We start from the raw sequence: 23,090 nt of genomic DNA on the forward strand, positions 1-23,090 counted from the left end.
CCTGCAGGAGTTTCCCCATGAAAATGCGTACCCAGATCATCAGCCTCGGCTTGGCCGGCACCGCCTTGGCCGCCCTGGTGGGCGGTATGGGCTTCCTGACCAATGCCAAGCTGGGCAGCGCCATCGACGCCACGGTGGCGGCGGGTCTGGCGCTCCATGCCAGCCAGCAGGCCGACATGATGCACGACGCGGTGCGCGGGGACGCCCAGCTCGCGCTGGTCGGCGCCCTGCGCAGCGACCCTGCCACCATCGTGCAGGCCGACAAGGGTCTTGGGGACCACGCCCAGGTCTTCCATGACGCGATGGCCCAGCTGGGCACCCTCGTCATCGACCCGGCCAGCCAGGAGGCGCTGAAACAGACGCTGCCGCTGGTGGACAAGTACCTCGAAACCGCACGCCAGACCATCCTTTCGTCCAAGTCCGATCCGCAGGCTGCCCTTGCAGCGTCCGTCAGGCTGCAGGCGACCTTTCTTGAACTCGAAGTGAAGATGGCCGCCTTGTCGGACGGCATCGAGCAGACCGGCCACCACCTCAAGACCGAGGCCGCCACCAGTGTCGAACGCGCGCGCTGGGGCATCACGGCGGCCTTGATCACCGCAGCCCTGGGCATGATGCTGTCAGCCCTGTGGCTGGCAGCCCGCATGACGCGCCCGATCACGCTGGCGGTCGACGCGGCCCACGAACTCGCACTGGGCAACCTCACGGCGCCGATCCATCCGGAGGGCAGCGACGAATCCATCCAGCTGCTGCAGGCCATGCAGCAGATCCAGTCCAATCTGGGCCGCATCGTGCACGGCGTGCAGTGCAGCGCCGAACAGGTCGCCAGCGCCAGCGTGCAGATCGCGCAGAGCAACAACGACCTGAGCCGCCGCACCGAAGAACAGGCCAGCGCGCTGGAGCAGACCTCGGCCACGATGGAGCAGCTCGGCACGACCGTGCGCCACAACGCCGCCAATGCACAGGAAGCCAATCAGCTCGCGCAGGGTGCCTGCAGCATCGCCAGCCAGGGTGGCGCGGTCATGACGCAGGTTTCCGAGCGGATGCAGGGCATCAATGCCAGCTCGAACCGCATCACCGACATCATCTCGGTGATCGACGGCATCGCCTTCCAGACCAACATCCTGGCACTCAACGCCGCGGTCGAGGCCGCACGGGCCGGCGAGCAGGGCCGGGGTTTCGCGGTGGTGGCCAGCGAGGTACGCAACCTCGCGCACCGCAGCGCAACGGCCGCCAAGGAGATCAAGGTGCTGGTCACCGGCAGTGTCGAGCAGGTCCAGCAAGGCACAACCCTGGTCGAGGAAGCCAGCCGCACGATGGAGCAGATCGTCACCGCCATCCAGCAGGTGAACCAGATCATGGCCAAGATCAGCACCGCCAGCACCGAGCAGAGCCTGGGCGTCAGCCAGGTCGGCCAGGCCGTGACCCAGATGGATTCGGTCACCCAGCAGAACGCCGCGATGATCGAGGAAAGTGCCGCCGCTGCCGACCTGCTGAAGGAGCAGGCGCAGCAGCTGGTGAGCGCGATGGCGGTCTTCCGACTGGGCAGCGGCACCGGTCTCGTCCGGGCCTGACGCGGACACCGCCGACCGACCAGGGCCTCAACCCGCGATTCCCGGATTGCCGGCCACACCGACCAGCCTGGGTGCATTGACCGTGCGTGCCTTCACCCGTCCGCCCTGCCCCTTCAGCCAGGTCTCGACGACATCCCACACCGGCTGGTGCCCCGCCTTGGACGCCTCCTCCGCCACAGGCGCCCAGCCAGCGACGTTGTAGGTCTTGCCTGCCTCGATCGGCTTGCCCTGCAGGCGCAGGTCGCTGATGCGGCTGCCAGCCTTCTCCCCCGGTGTCATCGTGTACTGCAGCCCGCCCACGCGCACCATGTCCCCGCCCTGCTGGTAGTAGGGATCGGGGTTGAAGAGGTTGTCCGCCACGTCTTCGAGCACGGTCTTGAGCGTCTCGCCGCTCATCGGGTTGACGGTCGCGTAGGGATAGGTGATGGCGAGCTGGTCCATCATCAGCTCCCGCGTGATGACGTCGCCTGGCAGCAGCGTCGTGCCCCAGCGGAAGCCCGGCGAGAACGCGATCTCCGCACCCTGCACCTCCATCAGCGCGTCGCAGATCAACTGGTCCCACGAGCCGTTGAAGTTGCCGCGCCGGTAGAGCAGCCCGTCGGTGACCGCGAGCTTCTCCGCCAGCTTCGCCTCGTAGGGGGCGCGGACCTTGGTGATCAGCGCGTCCATCGCCGGGTCGGCCTTCAACTGGTTGGCGAAGATCGGCAGCAGCCGGTAGCGGAAGTCCACCACCTGGCCGCCCTGCACGTCGAAGTCCATCACGCCGAGGAACTTGGTGTTCGAGCCAGCATTCGTCACCAGCGTCTTGCCGCCCGCGTTGCTCACAGGGATCGCCACCGGCACGCCGTCGTGCGTGTGGCCGCCGAAGACCGCGTCGATGCCGCGCACGCGGCTGGCCATCTTCAGGTCCACGTCCATGCCGTTGTGGCTCAGCACGACGACGACCTGCGCGCCCTTGCCGCGGGCCTCATCGACCATCTTCTGCAGGTTGTCGTCCTGGATCCCGAAGGCCCAGTCAGCGACCAGGTAGCGCGGGTTGGCGATCGGCGTGTACGGGAACGCCTGGCCGATGATGGCGCAGGGCACGCCGTTGATTTCCCGGAGTACGTAGGGCTTGAACACCGGGTCACCGAAGTCGTTGGTCTTGACGTTCTGCGCCACGAAATCGACCTTGCCGGCGAAGTCACCCTCGACGATTTCCTTCACGCGCTCCATGCCGTAGGTGAACTCCCAGTGGCCGGTCATCACGTCCACGCCGAGCAGCTTGGCGGCGTCCACCATGTCCTGCGCGTTGGTCCACAGCGAGGTGGCCGAGCCCTGCCAGGTGTCGCCACCGTCGAGCAGCAGCGCGCCGGGGCGGCTGGCCTTCAACTGCTTCACCAGCGTGGCCAGGTGCGCGAAACCGCCGACCTTGCCGTAGCGGCGCGCGGCTTTCTCGAAGTCGAGGAAGGTGAACCCGTGCGCCAGCGCGGTGCCGGGTCGCACGCCGATGTGCTTGAGCAGGTGCTCGCCGACGAGGTGCGGCAGGTTGCCCTGCATCGAGCCGAGCCCCAGGTTCACGCTCGGCTCGCGGAAATGGATCGGCTTCAACTGCGCGTGGCAGTCGGTCATGTGCAGGAAGCTGACGTTGCCGAAGGCGGGCACGTCGTACAGCCCCTTCTGCGCCGTCGCCGCGTCGGCCTCGGCGTAGCGGCCCAGGCCCATGCCGGCCACCGAAGCCGCGCCGAGCACCTGCATGAAATCGCGTTTGGAGAGGCTCATAAATCAGCAATCAGTGATATTTACAGTGGATGCCCGCCAGCGCGGGCATGACGGGGTGGGGCGAAGCGGGCTAGGTTTACTGGTTGACCGGGGACTTCGGGTCGAGCAGCAGCGCCATCACATGGCGGATCTGCGCTTCGTCGAGGATGCCCATGTGGCCGAAGCGCGGCATCTGCGAACAGGCGTTGTAGGCCCGTGCATTCCAGAGCTTGTTCCAGGTGTAGTCGATGATCGGCTTGGACGCTTGGCTGGCCGGGTCGGCGACGCCGCGCAGCTTGCCGTACTGGTACAGGCTCGGGCCGATGGTGCCGAAGGAGATTTCCTGCTTGCTGATCTGGTGGCAGTTGTAGCAGTTGCCACCATTGGCCGTCTTCGCGTCGTCAGTCCAGGTCAGGCCACGACCGCTCTGGGCGATCTTCTCGCCTTCCTTCCAGTCGCCCAGGTACTTGCCGTCGCTGGGCGCCTTGACGGACTGGAGATTGGCCGCCTCGACCGCCTTGACCACCTCGGCCGGCGGCTCCTTGCCCAGCGCCTTGGAGCACGCCTCGTTGGCGGCATCCTGGTCCAGCCGGGCCACCTTGACGATGCCTTCGTCGCGGAACGCGCTGCGGATGACCTGCAGCGCCTCGCGGTCGAGTTCCGCCGGTGACGGGCCGCTGGCACACCCCACCCCGACCGCTGCCACGGCCAGCGCCACTGCCGTGAATGCCACTGTCTTGAACGTCTTCATGTGCTGTGTTCTCCGCTCAACGCTTGATGGCGGGCGCCACCGACTCTGCCCCCTTGGCGTTGACCCCCATGTAGGTGGACAACGCGACGGTCAGGTCCGAGCCGAAGCCCGGGTACGGGAAACGCTGCTGGCGGAAGCAGTCGTTCAGGCGCAACTGCATGCTCCACATCTGCCCGTTGCTGACCCGGTAGGCGGGCCATGCGGCAAAACCGACGCCGTCGCCCGGGTTCTTCGTGAGCTGCGGCAGGTCCTGCAGGCGGATGCGCTTGCCCTCCTCGCCGTGGCAGGTCGCGCAACTGAAATCGTGCGCCCCACCCCGGTAGAAAAACGCCCGCTCGCCGATGGCGTACATGCGCTTTTCCTGCGCGTGGTCCTGCGGCAGGGCAAAGCGCATGCCCTTGGACTCGGCGGCGATCCACGTCGCCAGCGCGGTGACGTTGTTCTGCTCGCCCTTGCCGAACGGCGTGCGGGCGATCTCGGCACCGTCGAAACCCTGCAGCGTTTCCATGCAGCTCACCAGCCGCGACTCCAGATCCTGCACCCGTCCGGTGTCCTTGAAGTAGCGCGGCAGCGTGACGAACGCGCCCTTGACCACGCCCGGCCCCTGGCCCAGGTCGCATTGCTCCAGGCTCGCGATCTTGGGGCCGCGTTTCTGCTTCCAGAGCGCTTCCCCCTTGGCCTCGAACAACTCGGCCGGGTTGCCATCGGCCAGCATCGCGCGGTATTCGGCGATGCCGTCAGCCGCAGATTTCTGCTGTGCCAGCAGTGGCAGGGCACAGGCCAGCAGGGCGCTGGCGGTGATGATCTTTTTCATGGTCTCCTCGGTCTCCTGGACAGGGTCCGCCAAACGACAACGGCCCCCGGATGATGCCGGAGGCCGGTGCAGGCACTCAGAGGGCGAACACGCGGACGTGCTCAGCTCACCGTCGCTTCGTCGGTGCGCTTGTCGCCCTTGTTGTCCACCCAGGACACCGCGACCTTGTCACCAGCCTTGGCGCCCTTGAGGTTGAACTGCAGGAAGGGATTCTTCGACACCGAAGCCCCCCATTGCGCGGTCAGCACCGTCTTGCCGTTGAGCGCGGCGCTGACTTCCTGGATGTACCAGGCGGGGATCACCTTGCCGGCGGCGTCCTTGCGCTGGCCGGTTTCCATTTCGTGGCTCATCAGCACCCGCACGGTGGCCTTGTCGCCAGCGGCTTGTGCGCGGATGCGCATCGGATCTGCCATGTTCTGCTCCTTCTTTGCGTGTTGGGGGAGGTCCGGTCAGCCGCCGCAGCCGCCGAGGGTGACCTTGACTTCCTTCTGCGCGAACAGCACCTTGCCGTCTTGCATGACGGCCACGGCCATCACGTTGGACGACTGGCCCATCTTCACGCGGGTGTTGAAGCTCGCCTCGACCGCGTCGCTCACGTCGAAGGCCGCGCACAGCATCGACGGGTTCTTCTCCACCAGGATCAGCATCTTCTTGACGCCGGCCAGCGCGGTGGCACAGCCCAGCGGCACGACGGCGCCGTTTTCGGCGATGTCCGGGCCCTGGATGGTCACGTCCTTGCTCTCGGTCGGGGTGGAGATGCCCAGCGCTTTGGTCAGGTCGGCCATGGTCTTGGCATCGAAGGCGGCGGCAGCGTACTCGGCCTGTGCGGCGGTCGGCAGCAGGCCCAGTCCGGCCAGCATGGCGGCCACGCCAGCACTGCGGCTGAGTAGTTCGCGACGGGTTTGCATCGTGGTTCTCCTAAGTGAAGTCATTGCTTGGCGCCATCGACCAGCCACCGGCCAATCATACGGGCCTCGGTATCGGTCAGCGTCTGGGGCGGCATCGGGATTTGTCCCCACACCCCACTGCCGCCGGACTGGATCTTGCCGGCCAGGTGGGCCACGCCATCGGCCTTGTCGGCGTACTTCCGGGCGATCTCACGGAACGCGGGGCCGACCAGCTTGGTGTCCATGCCGTGACAGGCCGTGCAACTGTACTTGGACAGCAGCGCCGCGGTGGCGGCAGTGGCATCCGGTGCTTTGGCCATGGCGGGTGCAGCCACTGCCGCGGCGCCTCCACCCGCCGGCCTGGTCGTGTCCGCACCGCGCTGGGCGCCGACCAGGCGGTTCTGCTCGGCCAGGTTGCCGTGGGCGTTGCGGGCGAACTCGGGCAGGAAGGACGCGACCTTCGGCTCGGGCACGCAGTTCGCCATGCAGGCGGTGGCCTGCACATCTGGCTTGCCCGCCGTCTTCATGGCCTTGCCGGGCCACATCCCGTGGTCGAGCGTCATGCCATTGCGGTTCGGCAAGCGGGCCTGAACCTCGGCGATGTTCTTGTCGGACATCACGTAGTTGTCCGGCACCACACCACCCATGTTCAGCAAATAGGCCGTGACCGCGTACACCTCGTCGGTCTTGAGCGACTTCGGCTGCGTCCACGGCATCGCGCGGTTGATGTAGTCCCACAGCGTCGAGACACTGGACACCTTCATCAGCGTCGTGCGGCCGGGGTAGGACGTGTCGGTCAGCTTGGCGACGCGGCCGGTCTTGATGTCCTCGGCCGTGGTGCCGCCGACCAGCGGGCTGAACACCTCGTTGGATTCGCCGAACACGCCGTGGCATTGGGCGCACTTGCCTTCCCACACGTCCTGGCCCTGCGCGACCGAGCCGGCGCCCTTGGGCTGGCCATTGATGTCGGGGCGCACGTCGATGTCCCAGGCGGCTATTTCCTTCGCGGTGGCCGGGCGGCCGATGCCGGGCATGGACGACTGGGCCAGCGCGGCGCCGGGCAGCAGCACCAGCGCAGCAGCGGCGATCAGATGTGACCGGATCGACCGACGTGAACGCTCAAGAGAGCTGGACATTCTTCACCTCCCCGCTTTCCTGCACCAGCCAGGTCTGGACGGCGTTGTTGTGGTAGATCGACCGCGTGCCGCGCACGGCGCGCAGTTGCTTGTAGGTCGGCTGCACGTAGCCGGTGTCGTCGGTGGCGCGGCTCTGGATCAGCGCGGGCTTGCCGTCCCAGACCCAGTCGAGGTTGAAGCGCGTCAGCGACTTGTTCTGCACCGGGCCTTCGAGCCGGGCGGTGCGCCAGTTGCGGCCCCCGTCCACCGAGACATCGACCTTCTTGATGCGGCCCTTGCCCGACCACGCCAGACCGGTGATGTTGTAGAAACCCTTGTCGAGCAGCACCTGACCGCCCGAGGGCGTCGTCACCACGCTCTTGCACTCCTGCACGTTGGTGTACTGCCGGTGCAGGCCGCTGGGCATCAGGTCCATGTAGTGAACCGCTTCGTCCTTGGCGCCGTAGGGCTGGTCACCGACCTCGATGCGCCGCAGGTACTTGACCCAGCTCACGCCCTGGATGCCCGGCACGACCAGCCGCAGCGGGTAGCCGTTCTCCGGGCGCAGCATCTCGCCGTTCTGCCCGTAGGCGACGAAGACCTCGCCCGACTCGACCAGTTCCATCGGGATCGTGCGCGTCATCGACGAACCGTCGGCGCCCTCGCCCAGCACGTAGCGCGCCTTCCTGTAGTCCACGCCGCACAGGTCGAACAGGATCTTCAGCGGCACGCCGGTGAACTCGCTGCACGAGACCATGCCGTGCGTGTACTGCACCGTCGGCACGGCGACGTTGCCCCACTCGACCGCCGTGTTCGCGCCGCACTCGATGAAGTGGAAGCGCGACACCGAGGGCAGCCGCATGACCTCGTCCACCGTGAAAACCTTGGGCGTCTGCATCAGCGACGGGTCGGAGCCGTTGAGCATCAGGCGGTGCTGGCTCGGGTCGATGTCCCACCAACCCTGGTGGTGGCGCTCGAAGTGCAGGCCGCTGGGCGTGACGGTGCCGAAGAGCGACTGCAGCGGTGCGAACGACACCGACGCCTGCGTGGTCTGCGTCAGGCCGGGGCTCTGGCGGCGCTGGACGTTGCGCTCGAACTGCGACGGCACGCCGTAGCCGTTGTTCGCCGCCACGCCCTGCCCCAGGCCCGTGCTGTGCGCCGGCAGGTTCAGGATGTTCGGATCGCCCCCCTCGGCGGGCACCGGTTTGGCCTGCGCCAGCACCAGTGGCGCAGCACCAGCGGCGGCGGCACCGGCGAACGCACGGCGGATGAAGTCGCGCCGGCCGGCCTTGGCCTCCTGGAACACGGTCCTCACCCCGGCGGGGTCGAGGAAGTTCTCCGGTGCCTTGATCAGGCGGCCTGATCGCTGGGATGGTTGGGATGGATCGCTCGACACGCAAAAGCTCCTCTTCAAATCTTCGACCCGTCGCGCACGGCCTCGCAGAGCACCTGCACGCGGTCATTGGCTATCCGGTACCAGACCTGCGCCCCCACCCGCCGCCGCGCCAGGATCCCGCAGCGGTACAGCGTGGCCAGGTGCTGCGACAGGTTGGGCTGGCTCGCGCCGACCCGCTCGGTCAACTGGCCGACGTTCTGTTCGCCGTCCAGCAGCTCGCAGACGATGCGCAGCCGGATGGGCGCCGAGAGCAGCCCGAACAGCTCGGCCGCCAGCTCGAAGACGCGGTCGCTGTCAGAAGTACCGGAATCGCCGGAAGTACCCACAAGAATCCGTTCTGCAGTCTGTTTGACTATTTAGATATAAGCACAAACGGATGTTATGGATTTTGCAGGTCCGTGACCTTGGTAAAAACACGGGGGTGGGTGTCCAGATGCGGCCTGCGGCCCGCATTCCGCATGATCTGGATCAATGCACGAACGCCAGCACCGGCCCCGGCGTCAGAACGCCTCTTTTTCCGCTTCCAGGTAAGCCAGGCTGACGTATTTGCCGATGTTGCTGTCGAAGCCGGCCATCGTCTTCGCCCGGGCCGCCACCCGCGGGTCGCGCAGCACCATCGCCTTGGCCGTCGCCTCGTCGCGCCCGTCCTTGACCGCCTGCACGCACGGCTCCCAGATGCCGGCCAGGAAGCGGCCATAGGTGTCGAGCAGGTCACGCCCCGGCTCGCCGTGGCACGGCACCCAGAGCTGATCGCCCAGCGTCGCCTTCAGTGCGGCGTAGTACCGGAAGGTGCCGGGGTAGGAGCCGTCGTCGATGTTGGCGATGCGGTTGGCCATGGCGATGTCGCCGACGTGGGTCAGGCCGTCCTCGACCACCTGCACGCACAGGTCGGAGGTCGTGTGCGCCGCGCCGTGGTGGTGCATCACCAGCGTCACGTCGCCGAAGCTGAAACGCTGGCCCGCATGGACCGGGCGGTTGGGCGCCACCACCTCGGTGCCCAGCGTGGCCTGGTTGGTCCAGCGCTCCATCAGCGTGCGCCAGGTGCTGCCCTCGGTGCCGCGGATCTGCGCGATGGTGGGCGGCAGCGCATGGATCGGCAGGTCCGGGCCGAACGTGCGGGCGAAAGCGTGGTTGCCGAGCCAGTGGTCGCCGTGGAAATGGCTGTTGAAGACGGCGACCACGGGCTTCGGGGTCACCGCGCGGATCATGCGGATCACCATCTCGCCGATCTGCAGCGAGGCGCCCGAGTCGAGCACGACCACACCGGCCGCGGTGACGACAAAGACGATGCTGGCCATCAGGCCGCGGTTCTCGGGGGTCGGAAAGCCGTCCCGCGCGTAGACCAGCCAGACGTGCGGACTGAGCTGGCGCGGGCCCACGTCCGCGACCGGCGGGCCGAGCACGAAGTCGCCAAGCTGCGCCGCCAGCAGGCGCATCTCGGGCACCGCCGCCAGTCCGATGCCCAGCGTGCCGCCGAGGCCCAGACCCAGCTGGCGCAGCGCGGTACGGCGGGTCGGCGCAGCGGGGATCGTCATGTCGTGTCTCCTGCGGATCCGAAGTCGGATCCAAATATCATCATTTGATGATATTAACTCAGGCGCGTACCGGAGTCCCGTTCACTTCGCGGACCTTGGCGATGAACGCCTCGGCGGGCAGCGCGGGGCTGCACAGGAAGCCCTGGTAGCAGTCGCAGTGCAGCGTCTGCATGGCGGCGCGCTGGTCTTCGGTTTCCACGCCCTCCGCCACCACCCGCATGCCCAGGCTGTGGCCGAGCACGACCAGCGCCCGCACGATGGCGGTGTCGGTGCGGTCGCCGGGTGTGCCCTTGACGAAGGAGCGGTCGATCTTCAGCTCCTGCACCGGGAACTGCTTGAGGTAGCTCATCGACGAGTAGCCGGTGCCGAAGTCGTCGATCGACAGCTCGACCCCGAGGTCGCGCAACGCATGCAGCTTGGCGGCGGTGGCCTCGACGCGGTCCATCAGCATGCTCTCGGTGAGTTCGAGAATGAGCTGCTTGGCCGGCACACGGTGGCGCTGCAGCGCGTCGCGCGTGGTCTGCAGCAGCGAGCCGGACACGACACTGTGCCGCGCCACGTTCACCGCCACCCGCACCGCCAGCCGGTGCTCGGCCCGCCACTGCGCGAGCTGCGCGCAGGCGCGCTGGATCACCCATTCGCCGATCTCGACGATCAGCCCGCACTCCTCCGCGATCGGGATGAAGCGCCCTGGCGGCACCAGCCCCAGCTCCGGATGCTGCCAGCGCAGCAGCGCCTCGGCGCCGACGATGTGGCCGGTGCGCAGATCGACCTTGGGCTGGTAGTGCAGCACCAGCTCGTCGCGCTCGATGGCGCCCCGCAGCTGGGTCTCCAGCAGCAGCCGCTCGACCGAGACGGTGTTGATCTTCTCGCTGTAGAACTCGACCCCGTTGCGCCCGCTGGCCTTGACGTGCTGCATCGCCACCCCGGCGTTGCGCAGCAGCGAGGCGTCGTCGGCGCCGTCGTCGGGGAAGATGGAGATGCCGATGCTGGGCGTGAGGTACACATCCTGCCCATCGACATGGAAGGAGCGCGACAACGCATCCAGCACCTGGCGCGACACCCGGCTGGCCGACTCGGGCGAGGGGATATCCGGCATCAGCAGCGCGAACTCATCCCCGCCCAGACGCGCCAGGAACGGCGCATCACCCATCCGCTGGCCGAGCAGGCTGTGGGTGGCGCGGGTCGTCTGGCGCAGCCGCTCGGCCACCGCCACCAGCAGCAGATCCCCCGTGCCGTGGCCCAGGGTGTCGTTGATCTGGCGGAAACGGTCGAGGTTCAGATGCAGCAGCGCCAGCGTGCAGCGGCTGTAGCGGGCGCGCACCAGCCCCGCCTTGAGCTGTTCGACGAAGACACGCCGGTTCGGCAGGCCGGTGAGCGGATCGTCGTTGGCCAGGCGGTCCTGGTAGACCTTGAAGGCCAGGCTGTTGCGCACGCGGATCTTCAGCTCGCTGGCGTCCACGGGCTTGGACAGGAACTCGGTCGCGCCCAGCTCCAGCGCACGCAGCTTGCTGGCCGGGTCGCTGGCCGCCGTCAGCACGATGACCGGCGTGTAGCGCAGCCGCTCGTCCTGGCGGATCAGCTGCAGCAGGTCGAAGCCGTTCAGCTCCGGCATCATCAGGTCGAGCAGGATCAGGCCGGGTCGGTGGGTGCGGGCGGTCTCCAGCGCCAGCCGGGGGTCGTGGACCGCGACGAAGCGGGTGTAGCCGGCGTCCTCCAGGTAGGCCTGGGCGACGTCGGTCATCATGGGCTCGTCATCGACCATCATCACGGTCACATCCGACAGGGTCGGGCCGGACGAGGCGGAAGGAGCAAGGGCAGGCTGATGCGGTGCAGACATGCGTCGGCTCTCAGGCTAGGGTAGCGGCCACGGTGGCCTCGCCATCGGGCACCAGGATCCGGCCGGCGAGTGCCTGGATCTGGTGCAGACTGCGCTCCAGACCGGCACGCTCGCCGGCACGGGCCAGGCGTTCGAATTCACGGGCTGGCTCGAAGAAGACATCGAAGCCGACCGTGCCGCCTGCGCCCTTGAGCCAGTGCGCCAGATCGGCCAGATCGTCGATGCGTCCGTCGTCGAGCGCCAACCGCATCGCCGCCAGCTTGCCCGGCAGCGTGCGGCCGAAGGTGCGCACCACCCGCGCCAGGCGCGGGTGGTTGGCCAGGCGGGAGACGATCGGCTCGCCAGCGGGCGCCGGAGTCACCTCCACCCACTCGGACGCAGGCGCCGCGGCGCCCACTGGCAAGGTCACCGCCACGGGCTGGCCATCCAGCCGCACGGCCAGCTCGGCCAGCAGCACGTCGATGTCCACCGGCTTGGTCAGGTAGCCGGAGAAACCGGCGGATTCGATCTCGCGCTCGAAGCCCTTCATCGCGTTGGCGGTCAGCGCCAGCACCGGCAGCATGCAGCCGCGCTCGCGCAGGGTGCGGGTGGCCGTGTAGCCGTCCATCACGGGCATGTTCACGTCCATCAGCACGAGGTCCGGCGCCTCGCGCGCCACCACGTCCAGCGCCATGGCGCCGTCGTGGGCCTCCAGCACGGTCAGGCCGACCGACTCCAGCACCAGCCGCACCAGCTCGCGGTTCTCGGCACCGTCGTCCACCACCAGCACGCGGCCGGACTCGAAGTGCCAGTGGACCTCACCTTCGGCGGCGGGCACCCGCTGGGTCGCCGCCAGCGCGGCCGGTGCCAGCCAGGCAACGCCGTCGAGCGCACCGGTGTCCAGCGTGACGTGGAAGGTGCTGCCCTGCCCCGGTGTGCTGCTGACGGTCACATCGCCGCCCAATGCACGGGCAAAGCGCCGGCTGATGGCCAGGCCCAGCCCGGTGCCACCGAACTGGCGCGTGGTGGATGCCTCGGCCTGCACGAAGGGCTCGAAGATCGCGTCGAGCTTGTCGGCCGGGATACCGATGCCGGTGTCGGCGATGTCGATGCCCAGGTGCGGCGCCCCATCGGCGGCCCCCTGCACCAGGTGCAGCGTGACCGTGACGCTGCCTTGCAGCGTGAACTTCAGTGCGTTGCCGATCAGGTTGGTGACGATCTGGCGCAGGCGGGCCGGATCGGTCAGCACCTCGGCGGGCAAGTCTTCGGGGAAGGCCACGACGAGCTGCACGCCCTTCTCCTCGGCCCGCAGCCGCATGATGTCGGCCACCTCGTGGACCACCTGGTGCGCGGCGCAAGGCACCCGCTCCACCTCCATCCGCCCGGCCTCCACCTTGGACAGGTCCAGGATGTCGTTGATCAGCGCCAGCAGGTGCCGGCCGCTGCCGAGGATGGTGTCGAGGTGGCGGCGCGTGTCCTGCGGGTTGTTCTGCCAGCCGCGGCGCAGCAGCTCGGCGAAGCCCAGGATGGCGTTCATCGGCGTGCGGATCTCGTGGCTCATGTTGGCCAGGAAGTCGCTCTTGGCGCGGTTGGCCGCCTCGGCTTCGTCGCGGGCCAGGCGGAGCTGGACTTCCTTTTCCTCCAGCGTCGTCACGTCGTCCAGGCTGATCAGCGTGCCGGCCGCCGGGCCGCTGCCACTCGTGACGGGCGAGACGTTGACCATGAAGGTGCGGGCGCGGCCCCCGGCGTCGGTCAGGTGCATGAGCACGTTGCGCCGCGACTGGCCATCGGTGAGCACCTCGTGCCACGGCGTGTCCGCGTGGGCAGGCAGGCTTGGCTTCAGCCAGGCCAGATCCGCCACCGGAATCTGGAACAGGTCATCCGGCTCCTTGCCGACCACTTCGCTGAAGGTGCGGTTGGCCAGCATGATGCGGCCGGCCCGATCGACAATCACCAGCCCCTCGGCCAGCGTGTCGTAGGCCGCGCGCACACGGCCCGGGATGACCTTGGACGGGTCCAGGTGGCGCAGCATCCGGCGCAGATAGAAATAGAACAGCACGAAACAGCACAGCGCCGTCACGCCCACCAGGAACTCGGTCGAACCACGCCAGGCGCGCCAGTCCGCCAACCCCGGCAGCGGATCGAACTGCAGCTCGGCCATGCCCCACGCCGCAGCGCCTTGCACCAGCTGCAGGCGCAAATGGGTGTCGGTGGAGTGGGCGGCATCGGTGGCGGCGTCGGCGGTCGGGTCGGCCACGGGGGTGCCGGCCTGCAGATGCAGCACGCCGTCGGCACGGCGCAGGGTGACCGCACGCAGCCCCGGGTTGCGCTGCACAACGAAGTCGAGCACCTGCTGGAGCCGGCCGCGGTCCTCCTCGCCGAGCATCGCCATGCTGCTGACGGCGACGGTCTCGGCCAGCGTGACACGGGCGGACCGCACTGCACCATCGCGGTCCGGCACCAGCCCGGCGAACTGGGCCATCAGCAGCACACTGACCACCAGCGAACTCAGCCCCAGCGCGAGATGGAAGCGTGAGGACAGGTGTTTCAGGCGGAACTTCATGCGTGCGTCTCCGGCAATTCAGGGGCGTTGGGCAGTCCGCCTGTCGGTCGGACCAGCAGGCGGCGGGCCTTGCTGAAGAGCTTCTCGATCGGATCGTCGCCTCCGTAGTCGTCGTCCTCGGCGCCGTCCGAGCCGGCCAGACCGCCCTGGGCGCGGCGCATCTCGGCCAGCACCGGCAGCGGGTCCATGCCCGCCCAGGCCGGCACCACCGACATCAGGCTGGTCATCAGCACGCCACCCCGCACCAGCCAGATCACGTAACCAACCGACAAGCCGGTGGACACCAGCGCCGTCGAGGCCAGCGACACCATCCCGGCCTGCTGGGCCTCGGCCACCTGCTGGCGCAACTGGTCCAGCTGCTCCGCCAGCGAGGTGCCGGAACGTGCGCCCCACAGATCGAGTTCCGTCACCAGTCGCCGGGGCGCCTCGGCGCTTTCGGAGGGCAGGTCCAGCGCCCGCTCGACCTGCTCCGCTGGCTCTGCCGGTCCGACCCGCTCGGCCGCCGTGCGCGACACCGCCGCAGCGACGTCACCTGCACGCCCACCGCTGGCCGTGGTGCCCCCGGCGCTGTGCGCAGCGTCCTGGCTCTGGCCCAGTCCCAGCCCGGCGTCACCCGCGGACTCGGCCGCTGCCGGCGCCTGCGTCAGCGCCGGGTCGCTGCGGCGAGGACTGGCGGCCACGGTGGCTGGGTTGTTGGCGGTGCTGTCACCCGCGGAGGTCGCGGCCGACGCCTCTCCCGCAGCCAGTGCCGTCAGGGTCAGCGCCGTCGGGGTCGTGGTGGCGCCGTACCGCTCCAGCGCCGGCGAGCCGACCCGCACTTCCGACAGGCCATCACTCAAGCGCAGCGCATAGAGCGCCGCGGTGCTGCCCGCAGGCGCCACCCAGACCACCTGCGCCGCGTCCAGCTCCGCCTGCGTGAACATCCGCACCGCCGTCCCTGGCGCCGTCGCCCGCTCGAACTGGCCGCCTTCCACCGTGTCCACGCGGTAGGTCAGCGCCGTCGTCGGGGTGTCCGGGTCGCTGGCCTGCAGCACCAGCGTGACCGCGCCGTCGGTGACCAGCAGCACGTTGCGGGTCACCACCGGCGCCTCGTTGACATCCGTGACGGTGATCTGCAGCGCCTGCTGCGCCGTCAGCGCACCGTCGCTGACCTCGACGGTCACGTCGTAGCGGTTGTCGCGGTTGGCGTCGGTGGGCTGCTCGCGGTCTGGCGCCTGGCGGAAGGACAGCGCGCCGGTTGCGGCGTCGATCTGGAACAGCGCCGCATCGGCGCCGCCCACGACGGCGTAGCGCAGCGGCGCCAGGGTGTCGATGTCCGCCCCGGCCACCGTGGTCACCCCGCCCGTGTTCTCGGCCACGTCGAGGGCCAGCACCGCCTCGCCGCCGCCGCTGACGATGCGCGGCGCATCGTTGAGGGCCCGCACCGGCAGCGACACGGCCAGCGCCGCAGCCGCCTGTCCGTCGCTCACCTGGCCGGCCAGCGTCACCGCGCCACTCCAGTCGGCCGCCGGATCGAAGCGCCAGCGCCCACCGCCCAGGTCGGTCAGCGTGCCTTCGCCGCCGGTGAGGTGCAGCTCGGACACGGTCAGCGCGTCGCCCTCGGCGTCGCTGGCACCCGCCAGCAGCTCCGCCACCGTGATCAGGCGCGTGCTGTCTTCGTCCACCGTGTCCAGATGCACCGCGGCCACGACCGGCACATCGTTCACCGGCGTGAACACCACCGTCGCAGCCTGCGCGGCCAGCGCCGTGTGGTCGTCGGCCAGCACCAGCCGGACCACGGGCGCCGCCTCGCCACCATCGGCGACAAAGCGGACCGCACCTGCATCGGCGTCGGCCTGCGTGAAGCGCGTGACCGCCACACCCGGCGCGGCGACCAGCTCGAAGCGCCCGCCTGTCCAGTCCTGCACCGTGTAGACCAGCCCGGAGGCGGGCGTGTCCACATCGGCGGCGACCAGCACCGGCCGAGCGGTGCCGCCTTCGCTGATGGTCAGCGTGCTGGTGCCCGGCAGCGGCGCCTCGTCGACGTTGTCCACCACCACCGCGAGCGACTGCGACACGCTGTGCAGCCCGTCGCTGGCACTGACGGTCACGTCATAGCTGCCGTCGGCACCGGCATCGCGCGGCGTTTCGCGGTCCGGCGCTGCGCGCCAGCGCAACACGCCGGTCGTGGTGTCCACCGTGAACAGCGCGGCATCCGCGCCACCGGTCACCGCGTAGGCCAGCGTGTCGGCGGGCAGGTCCGCGTCGCGGGCCTGGACCTGGGTGACGTCCAGCGTGTTCTCCGCGACATGGCGCACGGCGGTGGTGCCGCCGCCGTCGCTGGTGATGACCGGCGCCGTGTCGTTGAGCGGCTGCACGGCAATGCGCAGCGCCTGCACATCGGTGCGCAGGCCGTCGCTGGCCTGCACGGTGGCCTCGTAGACGTTGTCGGCGCCCTGGTCGAGCGGCGCTTCGGCATCGGGTGCGGCGGCAAAACGCAGCAGGCCGCTGACCGGGTCCAGCGTGAACATGGCCGCATCGGCGCCACCCGCGATCGTGTAGCGCAGCGTCTCGGCCGGCAGGTCGGCGTCGCTGGCGAGCACCTGCGTCACCGCCGACTGGCCTTCCGCCACCGCGAGCGTGGCGGTCGCGCCACCGCCATCGGAGGTGATGACCGGGGCCGCGTCGTTGACCGCCGTGATGGCGATGGTGAACGAGGCCGTCACCGTGCTGCCGTCGGACGAGGTGGCGCGCAGCACGAGGCTGCGTGTGGCAAAGCCCTCTTCCTGCACCGAACGCGCCAGCGTCACGGCGCCCGTGGTGGCGTCCACGGCAAAGCGCCCGCCGGCCGTGTCGTCGAGCGTGTAGGTGACGGTGTTGGCGGTGGCATCGCCGTCCACGGCCCGCCCCTGCACGCCCACCGCGGTACCGGCCACGGCGGTTTCCAGCACGGCGTCGGCGCGTGCATCGGCATCCGCGACCACGGCCAGATCGAACTCGTCCACGTCCGCCACGGCCACGGTGTACGCCTGCGTCCACGCGCTGCCGTCGGCCGAGGTGGCGCGCACGACCAGGGTGTGGCTCAGCGCCGTCTCGGCGTCCAGCGCCGCGGCCACGGTGATGGCGCCCGTGCTGGCGTCGACGGCGAAGCGGCCGCCGGCGCTGTCCGTCAGCGCGTAGGTGACGGTGTTGTTCGTCGCGTCGGCGTCCACGGCCTGCACGCGCAAGCCCGCCGAGGTGCCGACCACGGCGTGTTCCGACACGGCATCAGGTGCGCTGTCGGCGTCGCTGACGGCAACGAGGTCGAACTCGTCCACGTCCGTCACCGCCACCGAGAAGGCCTGCGTCCACCGACTGCCGTCGCTGGACGTGGCCTGCACGACGAGGGTGTGGCCCGGCGCAGTTTCCGTGTCCAGCGCGGCGGCGACGGTGATGACGCCGGTGCTGGCGTCGATGGCGAAGCGGCCGCCGGCACTGTCCGTCAGCGCGTAGGTGACGGTGTTGTTCGTCGCGTCGGCATCGACCGCCCGCGCCCGTACGCCCACGGTGGTGCCGATCGCGGCGTTCTCCAGCACCGCATCCGGCGTGGTGTCGGTGTCATCGACGGCCACGAGATCGAACTCGTCCACGTCCGTCACCGCCACCGTGAAGGCCTGCGCCCACGCGCTGCCGTCGCTGGACGTGGCGCGCACGACCACGGTGTGGCTCTGCGCGGTCTCGGCGTCCAGCGGCCCGGCCACGGTGACCACGCCGGAGCGGGCGTCGATGGCGAAGCGGCCACCGGCGCTGTCCGTCAGCGCGTAGGTGACGGTGTTGTTGGTCACGTCGGCATCGACGGCCTGCGCACGCAGGCCGACCGCGGTGCCGATGGCCGCGTGTTCCGACACCGCGTCGGCGGTGGCATCGGCATCGTTCACGGCGACGAGATCGAACTCGTCCACATCCGTCACCGCGACGGTGAAGCTCTGCGTCCACAGGCTGCGGTCGCTCGACGTGGCGCGCACGACGAGGGTGTGGCTCTGTGCGGTTTCGGCGTCGAGCGCCGCCGCCACGGTGATGACCCCGGTGGTGGCATGGATGGCGAAGCGGCCGCCCGCGCTGTCCAGCAGCGCATAGGTGACGGTGTTGTTCGTCACGTCGGCATCGACCGCGCGCGCCGTGATGCCGACCCGCGTGCCGATCGCCACGTTTTCGGCGAGCACCTCGGGCGCGGCGTCCGTGTCGGTGATGGCGCTCAGATCGAACTCGTCCACGTCCGTCACCGCCACGGTGAACGTCAGGAACTGCGCGCTGCCGTCGCTGGACAGTGCCCGCACGGTGACGCTGTGGACCTGCGCGGTCTCGGCATCCAGCCCGCGGGCCAGGGTGACGACGCCGGTGGTGGCGCCGATGGCGAAGCGCCCGCCGGCGTCGTCGGTGAGCGAATAGCTGACGTCGCTGTTGGTCGCATCGGAGTCCTGCGCCCATGCGGTCACGCCGACGACGGTGCCGATCGGATCGTCCTCGCGGACACGGTCCGGCCCGGCGTCGGCGTCGGTGATGGCCGTGAGGCCGTATTCGTTGACATCCTGGACGGCGAGGGTCAGCGCCAGCGTGGTCGCGCTGCCGTCGTCTGACACCGCCCGCACCACGACGGTGTGAGCCAGCGCGACCTCCGCATCCAGCAGGCCCGCCACGGTGAGCACCCCCGTGCCCGCGTCGATGGCGAAGCGCCCGCCCGCCGAATCGTCGAGCGAGTAGGTCACCGTGTTGTTCGTCGCGTCGGCGTCGGTGGCGAACATCCGCACACCCACGGCCGTGCCAGTGACCGCGTTTTCCGGCACGGCGTCCGCCGCAGGATCGGTGTCGGCAAGGACGCTGATGGCCGCCTCATTCACGTCCGTGACGGTGATGGTCAGCGTCTGCGTGTCGGTGTACACGCCATCACTGACCTGGACGACCACCTCATGCACGTTGTCGGCGCCGGCATCACGCGGTGTTTCCGCATCCGGCGGTGCCACGAAGCGCAGCACACCGCTGGCGGCGTCGATCGTGAAGAGCGCCTGGTCAGCGCCGCCGACCAGCGTGTAGGTCAGCGGGCCAGGCAGCACATCGGCATCGGTGGCGACCACGGTGGTGAGTGCCGTGGTGTTTTCCGGCACGGTCAGCGCCGCAGCAGCGCCGCCGCCATTGGAGCCGATGACCGGGGCAAACAGGTTCGTCCCGAGGATGGCCACGGAAAAGGTGCGGGTCGCGACGCTGCCGTCGGCAGAGGTGGCCTGCACCACGAGGCTCTGGGTGGTGTCGATGTCCGCGGCGACACTGCGGGCGAGCGTGACGAGGCCGGAACTGGCGTCGATGGCAAAGCGCCCGGCCGCGTCGTCGGCCAGGGTGTAGGTGATCTGGTTCAGGCTGACGTCGAGATCACTCGCCGATGCCGTGATGCCCACGGCCGTGCCGAGACCATCGGTGGCCTGGACCAGATTGGCCACCGCATCGGCGTCGATCGGCGTGGAGACATCGAACTCGTCGACGTCCTGCACGGCGACGGTGAAGCTCTGGCTGGACACGCTGCCGTCGGTGGAGCGGGCCTGCACGACGACGGTGTGGCTTTGCGTGGTCTCGGCATCGAGCGCCGCCGCCACGGTGACCACACCCGTGGCCGTGTCGATCGCGAAGCGCCCGCCCGCATCGTCGGTCAGCGCGTAGGTCACGGTGCTGTTCGTCGCATCGGCGTCGATCGCCCGTGCCTGGAACCCCACCGCCGCGCCGATGGTGGCGTCTTCGCGGACGGTGTCGGCAGCGCCATCGAGATCCGCGATCGCGCCAATGGTCGACTCGTTCACATCCTGCACGGCGACGGTGAAGCTGTGGCTGGACACGCTGCCGTCGGTGGAGCGGGCCTGCACGACGACGGTGTGGCTTTGCGCGGTCTCGGCGTCGAGCGCCGCGGCCACGGTGACCACGCCCGTGGCCGCGTCGATCGCGAAGCGCCCGCCCGCATCGTCGGTCAGCGCATAGGTCACGGTGCTGTTCGTCGCATCGGCATCGATCGCCCGTGCCTGCAACCCCACCGCCGTGCCGATGGTGGCGTCTTCGCGCACGGTCTCGGCAGCGCCATCGAGGTCAGCGATCGCCCCGATGCTGGACTCGTTCACGTCCTGCACGGCGATGGTGAAGCTCTGGCTGGAGACGCTGCCATCGGTGGAGCGGGCCTGCACGACGACGGTGTGGCTCAGCGCCGTCTCGGCGTCGAGGGCACGGGCGACGGTCACCACGCCGGAGCTGGTGCCGATGGTGAAGCGCCCGCCGGCATCGTCGGCCAGGTTGTAGGTGACGGTGTGGTTGCCGAGGTCCGCGTCGGTCGCCGAGACCGTGAGCCCGACCGCGCTGCCGACGGTGGCGCTTTCCAGCACGGTGTCGGCCGTGGCATCCGTATCGACGGGAGTCGATACATCGAACTCGTCCACGTCGCGCACCGAGAGGACGTAGGTCTGCGTCTGGCTGCTGCCGTCGCTGGAGGTGGCACGCACGGTGAGGCTGTGGGTCGTGGCGGTTTCGGCGTCCAGCAGTGCAGCCACGGTGACCACGCCCGAGGTGCTGTCGATGGCGAAGCGCCCGCCGGCCGAGTCGTCCAGGCCATAGACGACGGTGTTGTTGCTGCCGTCAGCGTCCGTGGCGAGGGCGGTCAAGCCAACGCGGGTGCCGATGACCGCGTCTTCATCGACCGCTTCGGCTGCGCCATCGGTGTCGGTGACCGGACTGAGGGCGAACTCGTTCGCATCGGCGATGGTCACCGCCAGCGCCTGCGTGCTGCCCAGCAAGCCGTCGCTGGCCTGCACGGTCACGTCATAGACGTTGTCGGCATCGGCGTCGGTCGGGGTCTCGAAGTTCTGTGCGGCCACGAAACGCAACACGCCGCTCTGGCTGTCGATGGAGAACTTCGCCTGGTCGGCGCCGCCGACGATCGCGTAGGACACCGTCTGGATCGGCCAGTCGAGATCGCTGGCTCCAACCGTGGTGACGGCAGTGGTGTTCTCGGCCACCGAGACCACCGCGCTGCTCGTGCCGCCGTTGGTCGAGATCAGCGGGGCCGCATTGGCCGGCGCGAACGTGCGCGCCACCACGCCTTGGCTGTCGCCTGCGCTCTGCCCGCTCCAGACGACGACAAACCGGCTCGTGTCATGCACGGCCACCGATGCCGAGGCCTGGCTGCCCGTGGCGGTCTGGTTGACCAGGAGAGTCGTCCCCTGCACCGTGCCCGCCGCACTGAGCCTGCGGGCGTAGACACCGACACCATCGCCATCACCCGACCGCTGATAGACAACGACCGCGCTGCCATCCGCTGCCAGGCTGATCGAAGGGGTGGTGGAGTCTCCACTGGCGGTGCCATCACCCGTGTCGGCGTTGAACCAGAAACTCCGCGCAGTGCCATCCACAGTGAAGGCCCGGCCCCAGATGCCTGGCAGGGTGGTCTGCTCCCGATAGGCCAGCGCGAAGTTGCCCGAAGCATCCATCGCGACAGTCGCACCGATGCTGTTCGACAACCCGTTGTCCGCTTGACTCACGCTGCCCGCGGCCACGCCAGCGGCGTCGTAGCGCTGGAAGTAGATGTGGTTGCTGCGGCCCCACGCCACGACGAAGCGGCCTGTCGCGTCCATCGCCACGGTGGCATTGGCTTCGCCACCCGTGGCGCTCACTGCACGGTCGGTTGCGTCCAGCGCCGTCCCGTCCGCGGCGAACCGGCGGAAATACACCGACCCCGTGCTCGGGCCGGCCCCCTCCCACGCCACGACCACTGCGCCGCTGGTGGCGTTCATCCCGATCACGGCATTGGACTGCGAGCCCGTGGCCGTCGCATTGGCGCGGATCTCGCCGGTCAGCGCCGTGCCATCGGCGGCAAAGCGGCGGAAGTAGACGCTGGAGGGCGTGCCATCCTGGTTGCTGCTCGACCAGACCACGGCGAAGTTGCCGGCACTGTCACCCACGATGCGGGCGTTCTGCTGGTCATTGGCCGTCGTCGTGTTGACCTGGATCTCACCGGTCAGCGCCGTGCCATCGAAGGCAAAACGGCGCACATAGACGCCCTTGCCCTGGCCGTCCTGGCCGGCGCTGGTCCACACGGCAACGAAGTTGCCATCGGCATCCATCGCCACGGCTTGCTGGCTGCCGCGGGTTTCGGCGTCGGTGGTCTGCGTGCTGGTGGTGGTGGTGTTGACCTGGATCTCGTTGCCCAACAGACCGGACCAGGCAGCCTGCGCGGTCAGGTCCAGCGCCACCTCCGCCTCGATGCGGCCGGTGTGCTGCTCCAGCAGCCAGTTGCCGCCGAGGGCCGCGCTGCCGGTGGGGTCGTCGCTGGCCGCCACGTCCGCGCCGGTGAGTGCGGCCAGTCCTTCGAGGAGAAACAGCCCGCTGGCACCATCGGCCACGTCACAGCCGTAGAGCATCAGGTCGGCCTGCTCCCCGAGTGCGCTGCCCCAGCCGGCGATCTCGCCTGCGCGCATCAGCAGGCTGTCGGCATCGAGTGACGCCGTGCCAAGCTGCACGGCGCCCGCGCGGCCGTGGCTGAACAGGTGGACGGCGTCGAAACGCGCGCCGTCGGCCTGCCGTTCGGCCAGCGTCTGGCTGATGAGGGCCAGGCCGTCGTCCTCGGCGGTGAAGGTGACGATCTCGATCAGGCGCCCCTGCGCCCGCTGGGCCAGCAGGCCGCTGACCAGCGTGCTGGCGTCCGGCACCCCCAGGTCCACGAAGGCGATCTCGGCGCCGGTGGCCGATGGCACCGCAGCGGTGGACAGGGTCTGCAGCCGCAGCTCCTGCGCCAGTCCGGCATCGGCGCCCACGTTGCCCACGACCGCGGCCAGATCGGCCGAATAGAGGATGCGCGGCTCCAGCGTCTCCATCAGGACACGGGAACGGGGACGGGCGGCAGACAGGTGCATGA

13 protein-coding genes are annotated in these 23,090 nt (G+C 69.2%); 1 reads left to right on the forward strand and 12 read right to left on the reverse strand.

All coding sequences use genetic code 11. The features are described from left to right. Positions 1-17: 17 nt before the first annotated feature. The gene (locus RMP06_RS19065) at positions 18-1,571 is read left to right on the forward strand and encodes a methyl-accepting chemotaxis protein (protein WP_310463375.1); all 1,554 of its coding nucleotides are present in this window, start codon (positions 18-20) and stop codon (positions 1,569-1,571) included. A gap of 27 nt (positions 1,572-1,598) precedes the next feature. On the opposite strand, the gene soxB is transcribed toward RMP06_RS19065, so the two are convergent. The 12 genes from soxB to RMP06_RS19125 all read right to left on the reverse strand — a co-directional run bounded on the left by soxB (position 1,599) and on the right by RMP06_RS19125 (position 23,088). Further along, positions 1,599-3,332, reverse strand: a complete 1,734-nt coding sequence (gene soxB, locus RMP06_RS19070; protein ID WP_310463376.1) for a thiosulfohydrolase SoxB — start codon at positions 3,330-3,332, stop codon at positions 1,599-1,601. 76 nt (positions 3,333-3,408) lie between these two features. Continuing rightward, positions 3,409-4,062: a sulfur oxidation c-type cytochrome SoxX gene (gene soxX / locus RMP06_RS19075; protein WP_310463377.1), complete on the reverse strand. Its 654-nt coding sequence runs from the start codon at positions 4,060-4,062 to the stop codon at positions 3,409-3,411. 16 nt (positions 4,063-4,078) lie between these two features. Then, entirely contained in the window at positions 4,079-4,876 is a 798-nt protein-coding gene (gene soxA / locus RMP06_RS19080; RefSeq protein ID WP_310463378.1) for a sulfur oxidation c-type cytochrome SoxA, read from the reverse strand. Positions 4,877-4,977: 101 nt separating this feature from the next. Next, entirely contained in the window at positions 4,978-5,289 is a 312-nt protein-coding gene (gene soxZ, locus RMP06_RS19085) for a thiosulfate oxidation carrier complex protein SoxZ (RefSeq protein ID WP_310463379.1), read from the reverse strand. A 36-nt stretch (positions 5,290-5,325) separates the two neighbouring features. Further along, the gene (gene soxY / locus RMP06_RS19090; RefSeq protein WP_310463380.1) at positions 5,326-5,784 is read right to left on the reverse strand and encodes a thiosulfate oxidation carrier protein SoxY; all 459 of its coding nucleotides are present in this window, start codon (positions 5,782-5,784) and stop codon (positions 5,326-5,328) included. A gap of 20 nt (positions 5,785-5,804) precedes the next feature. Further along, positions 5,805-6,899, reverse strand: coding sequence for a c-type cytochrome (locus RMP06_RS19095; RefSeq protein ID WP_409050207.1), 1,095 nt, complete (start codon positions 6,897-6,899; stop codon positions 5,805-5,807). Further along, positions 6,883-8,274 carry a sulfite dehydrogenase gene (soxC, locus tag RMP06_RS19100; RefSeq protein ID WP_310463381.1) on the reverse strand — a complete coding sequence of 464 codons (1,392 nt, stop codon included), beginning with the start codon at positions 8,272-8,274 and terminating at the stop codon, positions 6,883-6,885. The genes RMP06_RS19095 and soxC overlap by 17 nt, the downstream gene beginning before the upstream one ends. Positions 8,275-8,288: 14 nt before the next feature. Then, entirely contained in the window at positions 8,289-8,600 is a 312-nt protein-coding gene (locus RMP06_RS19105; RefSeq protein WP_310463382.1) for an ArsR/SmtB family transcription factor, read from the reverse strand. 174 nt (positions 8,601-8,774) lie between these two features. Then, positions 8,775-9,809, reverse strand: coding sequence for an MBL fold metallo-hydrolase (locus tag RMP06_RS19110; protein WP_310463383.1), 1,035 nt, complete (start codon positions 9,807-9,809; stop codon positions 8,775-8,777). Positions 9,810-9,867: 58 nt separating this feature from the next. Further along, positions 9,868-11,649, reverse strand: a complete 1,782-nt coding sequence (locus tag RMP06_RS19115) for a putative bifunctional diguanylate cyclase/phosphodiesterase (RefSeq protein WP_310463384.1) — start codon at positions 11,647-11,649, stop codon at positions 9,868-9,870. Between the two features lie 10 nt (positions 11,650-11,659). After that, a complete protein-coding gene (locus RMP06_RS19120) occupies positions 11,660-14,191 on the reverse strand; it encodes a hybrid sensor histidine kinase/response regulator (RefSeq protein ID WP_310463385.1) in 2,532 nt (843 codons plus the stop codon). After that, positions 14,188-23,088 (reverse strand): cadherin domain-containing protein, encoded by an 8,901-nt coding sequence (locus RMP06_RS19125; protein WP_310463386.1) that lies wholly within the window; start codon positions 23,086-23,088, stop codon positions 14,188-14,190. Before RMP06_RS19125 ends, RMP06_RS19120 begins: the two co-directional genes overlap by 4 nt. Between the last annotated feature and the right edge of the window lie 2 nt (positions 23,089-23,090).

The organism is Sphaerotilus sp., assembly GCF_031429695.1.
Taxonomy (GTDB): domain Bacteria; phylum Pseudomonadota; class Gammaproteobacteria; order Burkholderiales; family Burkholderiaceae_C; genus Sphaerotilus.

Excerpts from the sequence above, each read along its gene's own strand:
- RMP06_RS19065 (WP_310463375.1), top strand. The coding sequence starts at position 18 with ATGAAAATGCGTACCCAGATCATCAGCCTCGGCTTGGCCGGCACCGCC.
- soxB (WP_310463376.1), bottom strand. The coding sequence starts at position 3,332 with ATGAGCCTCTCCAAACGCGATTTCATGCAGGTGCTCGGCGCGGCTTCG.
- soxX (WP_310463377.1), bottom strand. The coding sequence starts at position 4,062 with ATGAAGACGTTCAAGACAGTGGCATTCACGGCAGTGGCGCTGGCCGTG.
- soxA (WP_310463378.1), bottom strand. The coding sequence starts at position 4,876 with ATGAAAAAGATCATCACCGCCAGCGCCCTGCTGGCCTGTGCCCTGCCA.
- soxZ (WP_310463379.1), bottom strand. The coding sequence starts at position 5,289 with ATGGCAGATCCGATGCGCATCCGCGCACAAGCCGCTGGCGACAAGGCC.
- soxY (WP_310463380.1), bottom strand. The coding sequence starts at position 5,784 with ATGCAAACCCGTCGCGAACTACTCAGCCGCAGTGCTGGCGTGGCCGCC.
- RMP06_RS19095 (WP_409050207.1), bottom strand. The coding sequence starts at position 6,899 with ATGTCCAGCTCTCTTGAGCGTTCACGTCGGTCGATCCGGTCACATCTG.
- RMP06_RS19110 (WP_310463383.1), bottom strand. The coding sequence starts at position 9,809 with ATGACGATCCCCGCTGCGCCGACCCGCCGTACCGCGCTGCGCCAGCTG.
- RMP06_RS19115 (WP_310463384.1), bottom strand. The coding sequence starts at position 11,649 with ATGTCTGCACCGCATCAGCCTGCCCTTGCTCCTTCCGCCTCGTCCGGC.
- RMP06_RS19120 (WP_310463385.1), bottom strand. The coding sequence starts at position 14,191 with ATGAAGTTCCGCCTGAAACACCTGTCCTCACGCTTCCATCTCGCGCTG.
- RMP06_RS19125 (WP_310463386.1), bottom strand. The coding sequence starts at position 23,088 with ATGCACCTGTCTGCCGCCCGTCCCCGTTCCCGTGTCCTGATGGAGACG.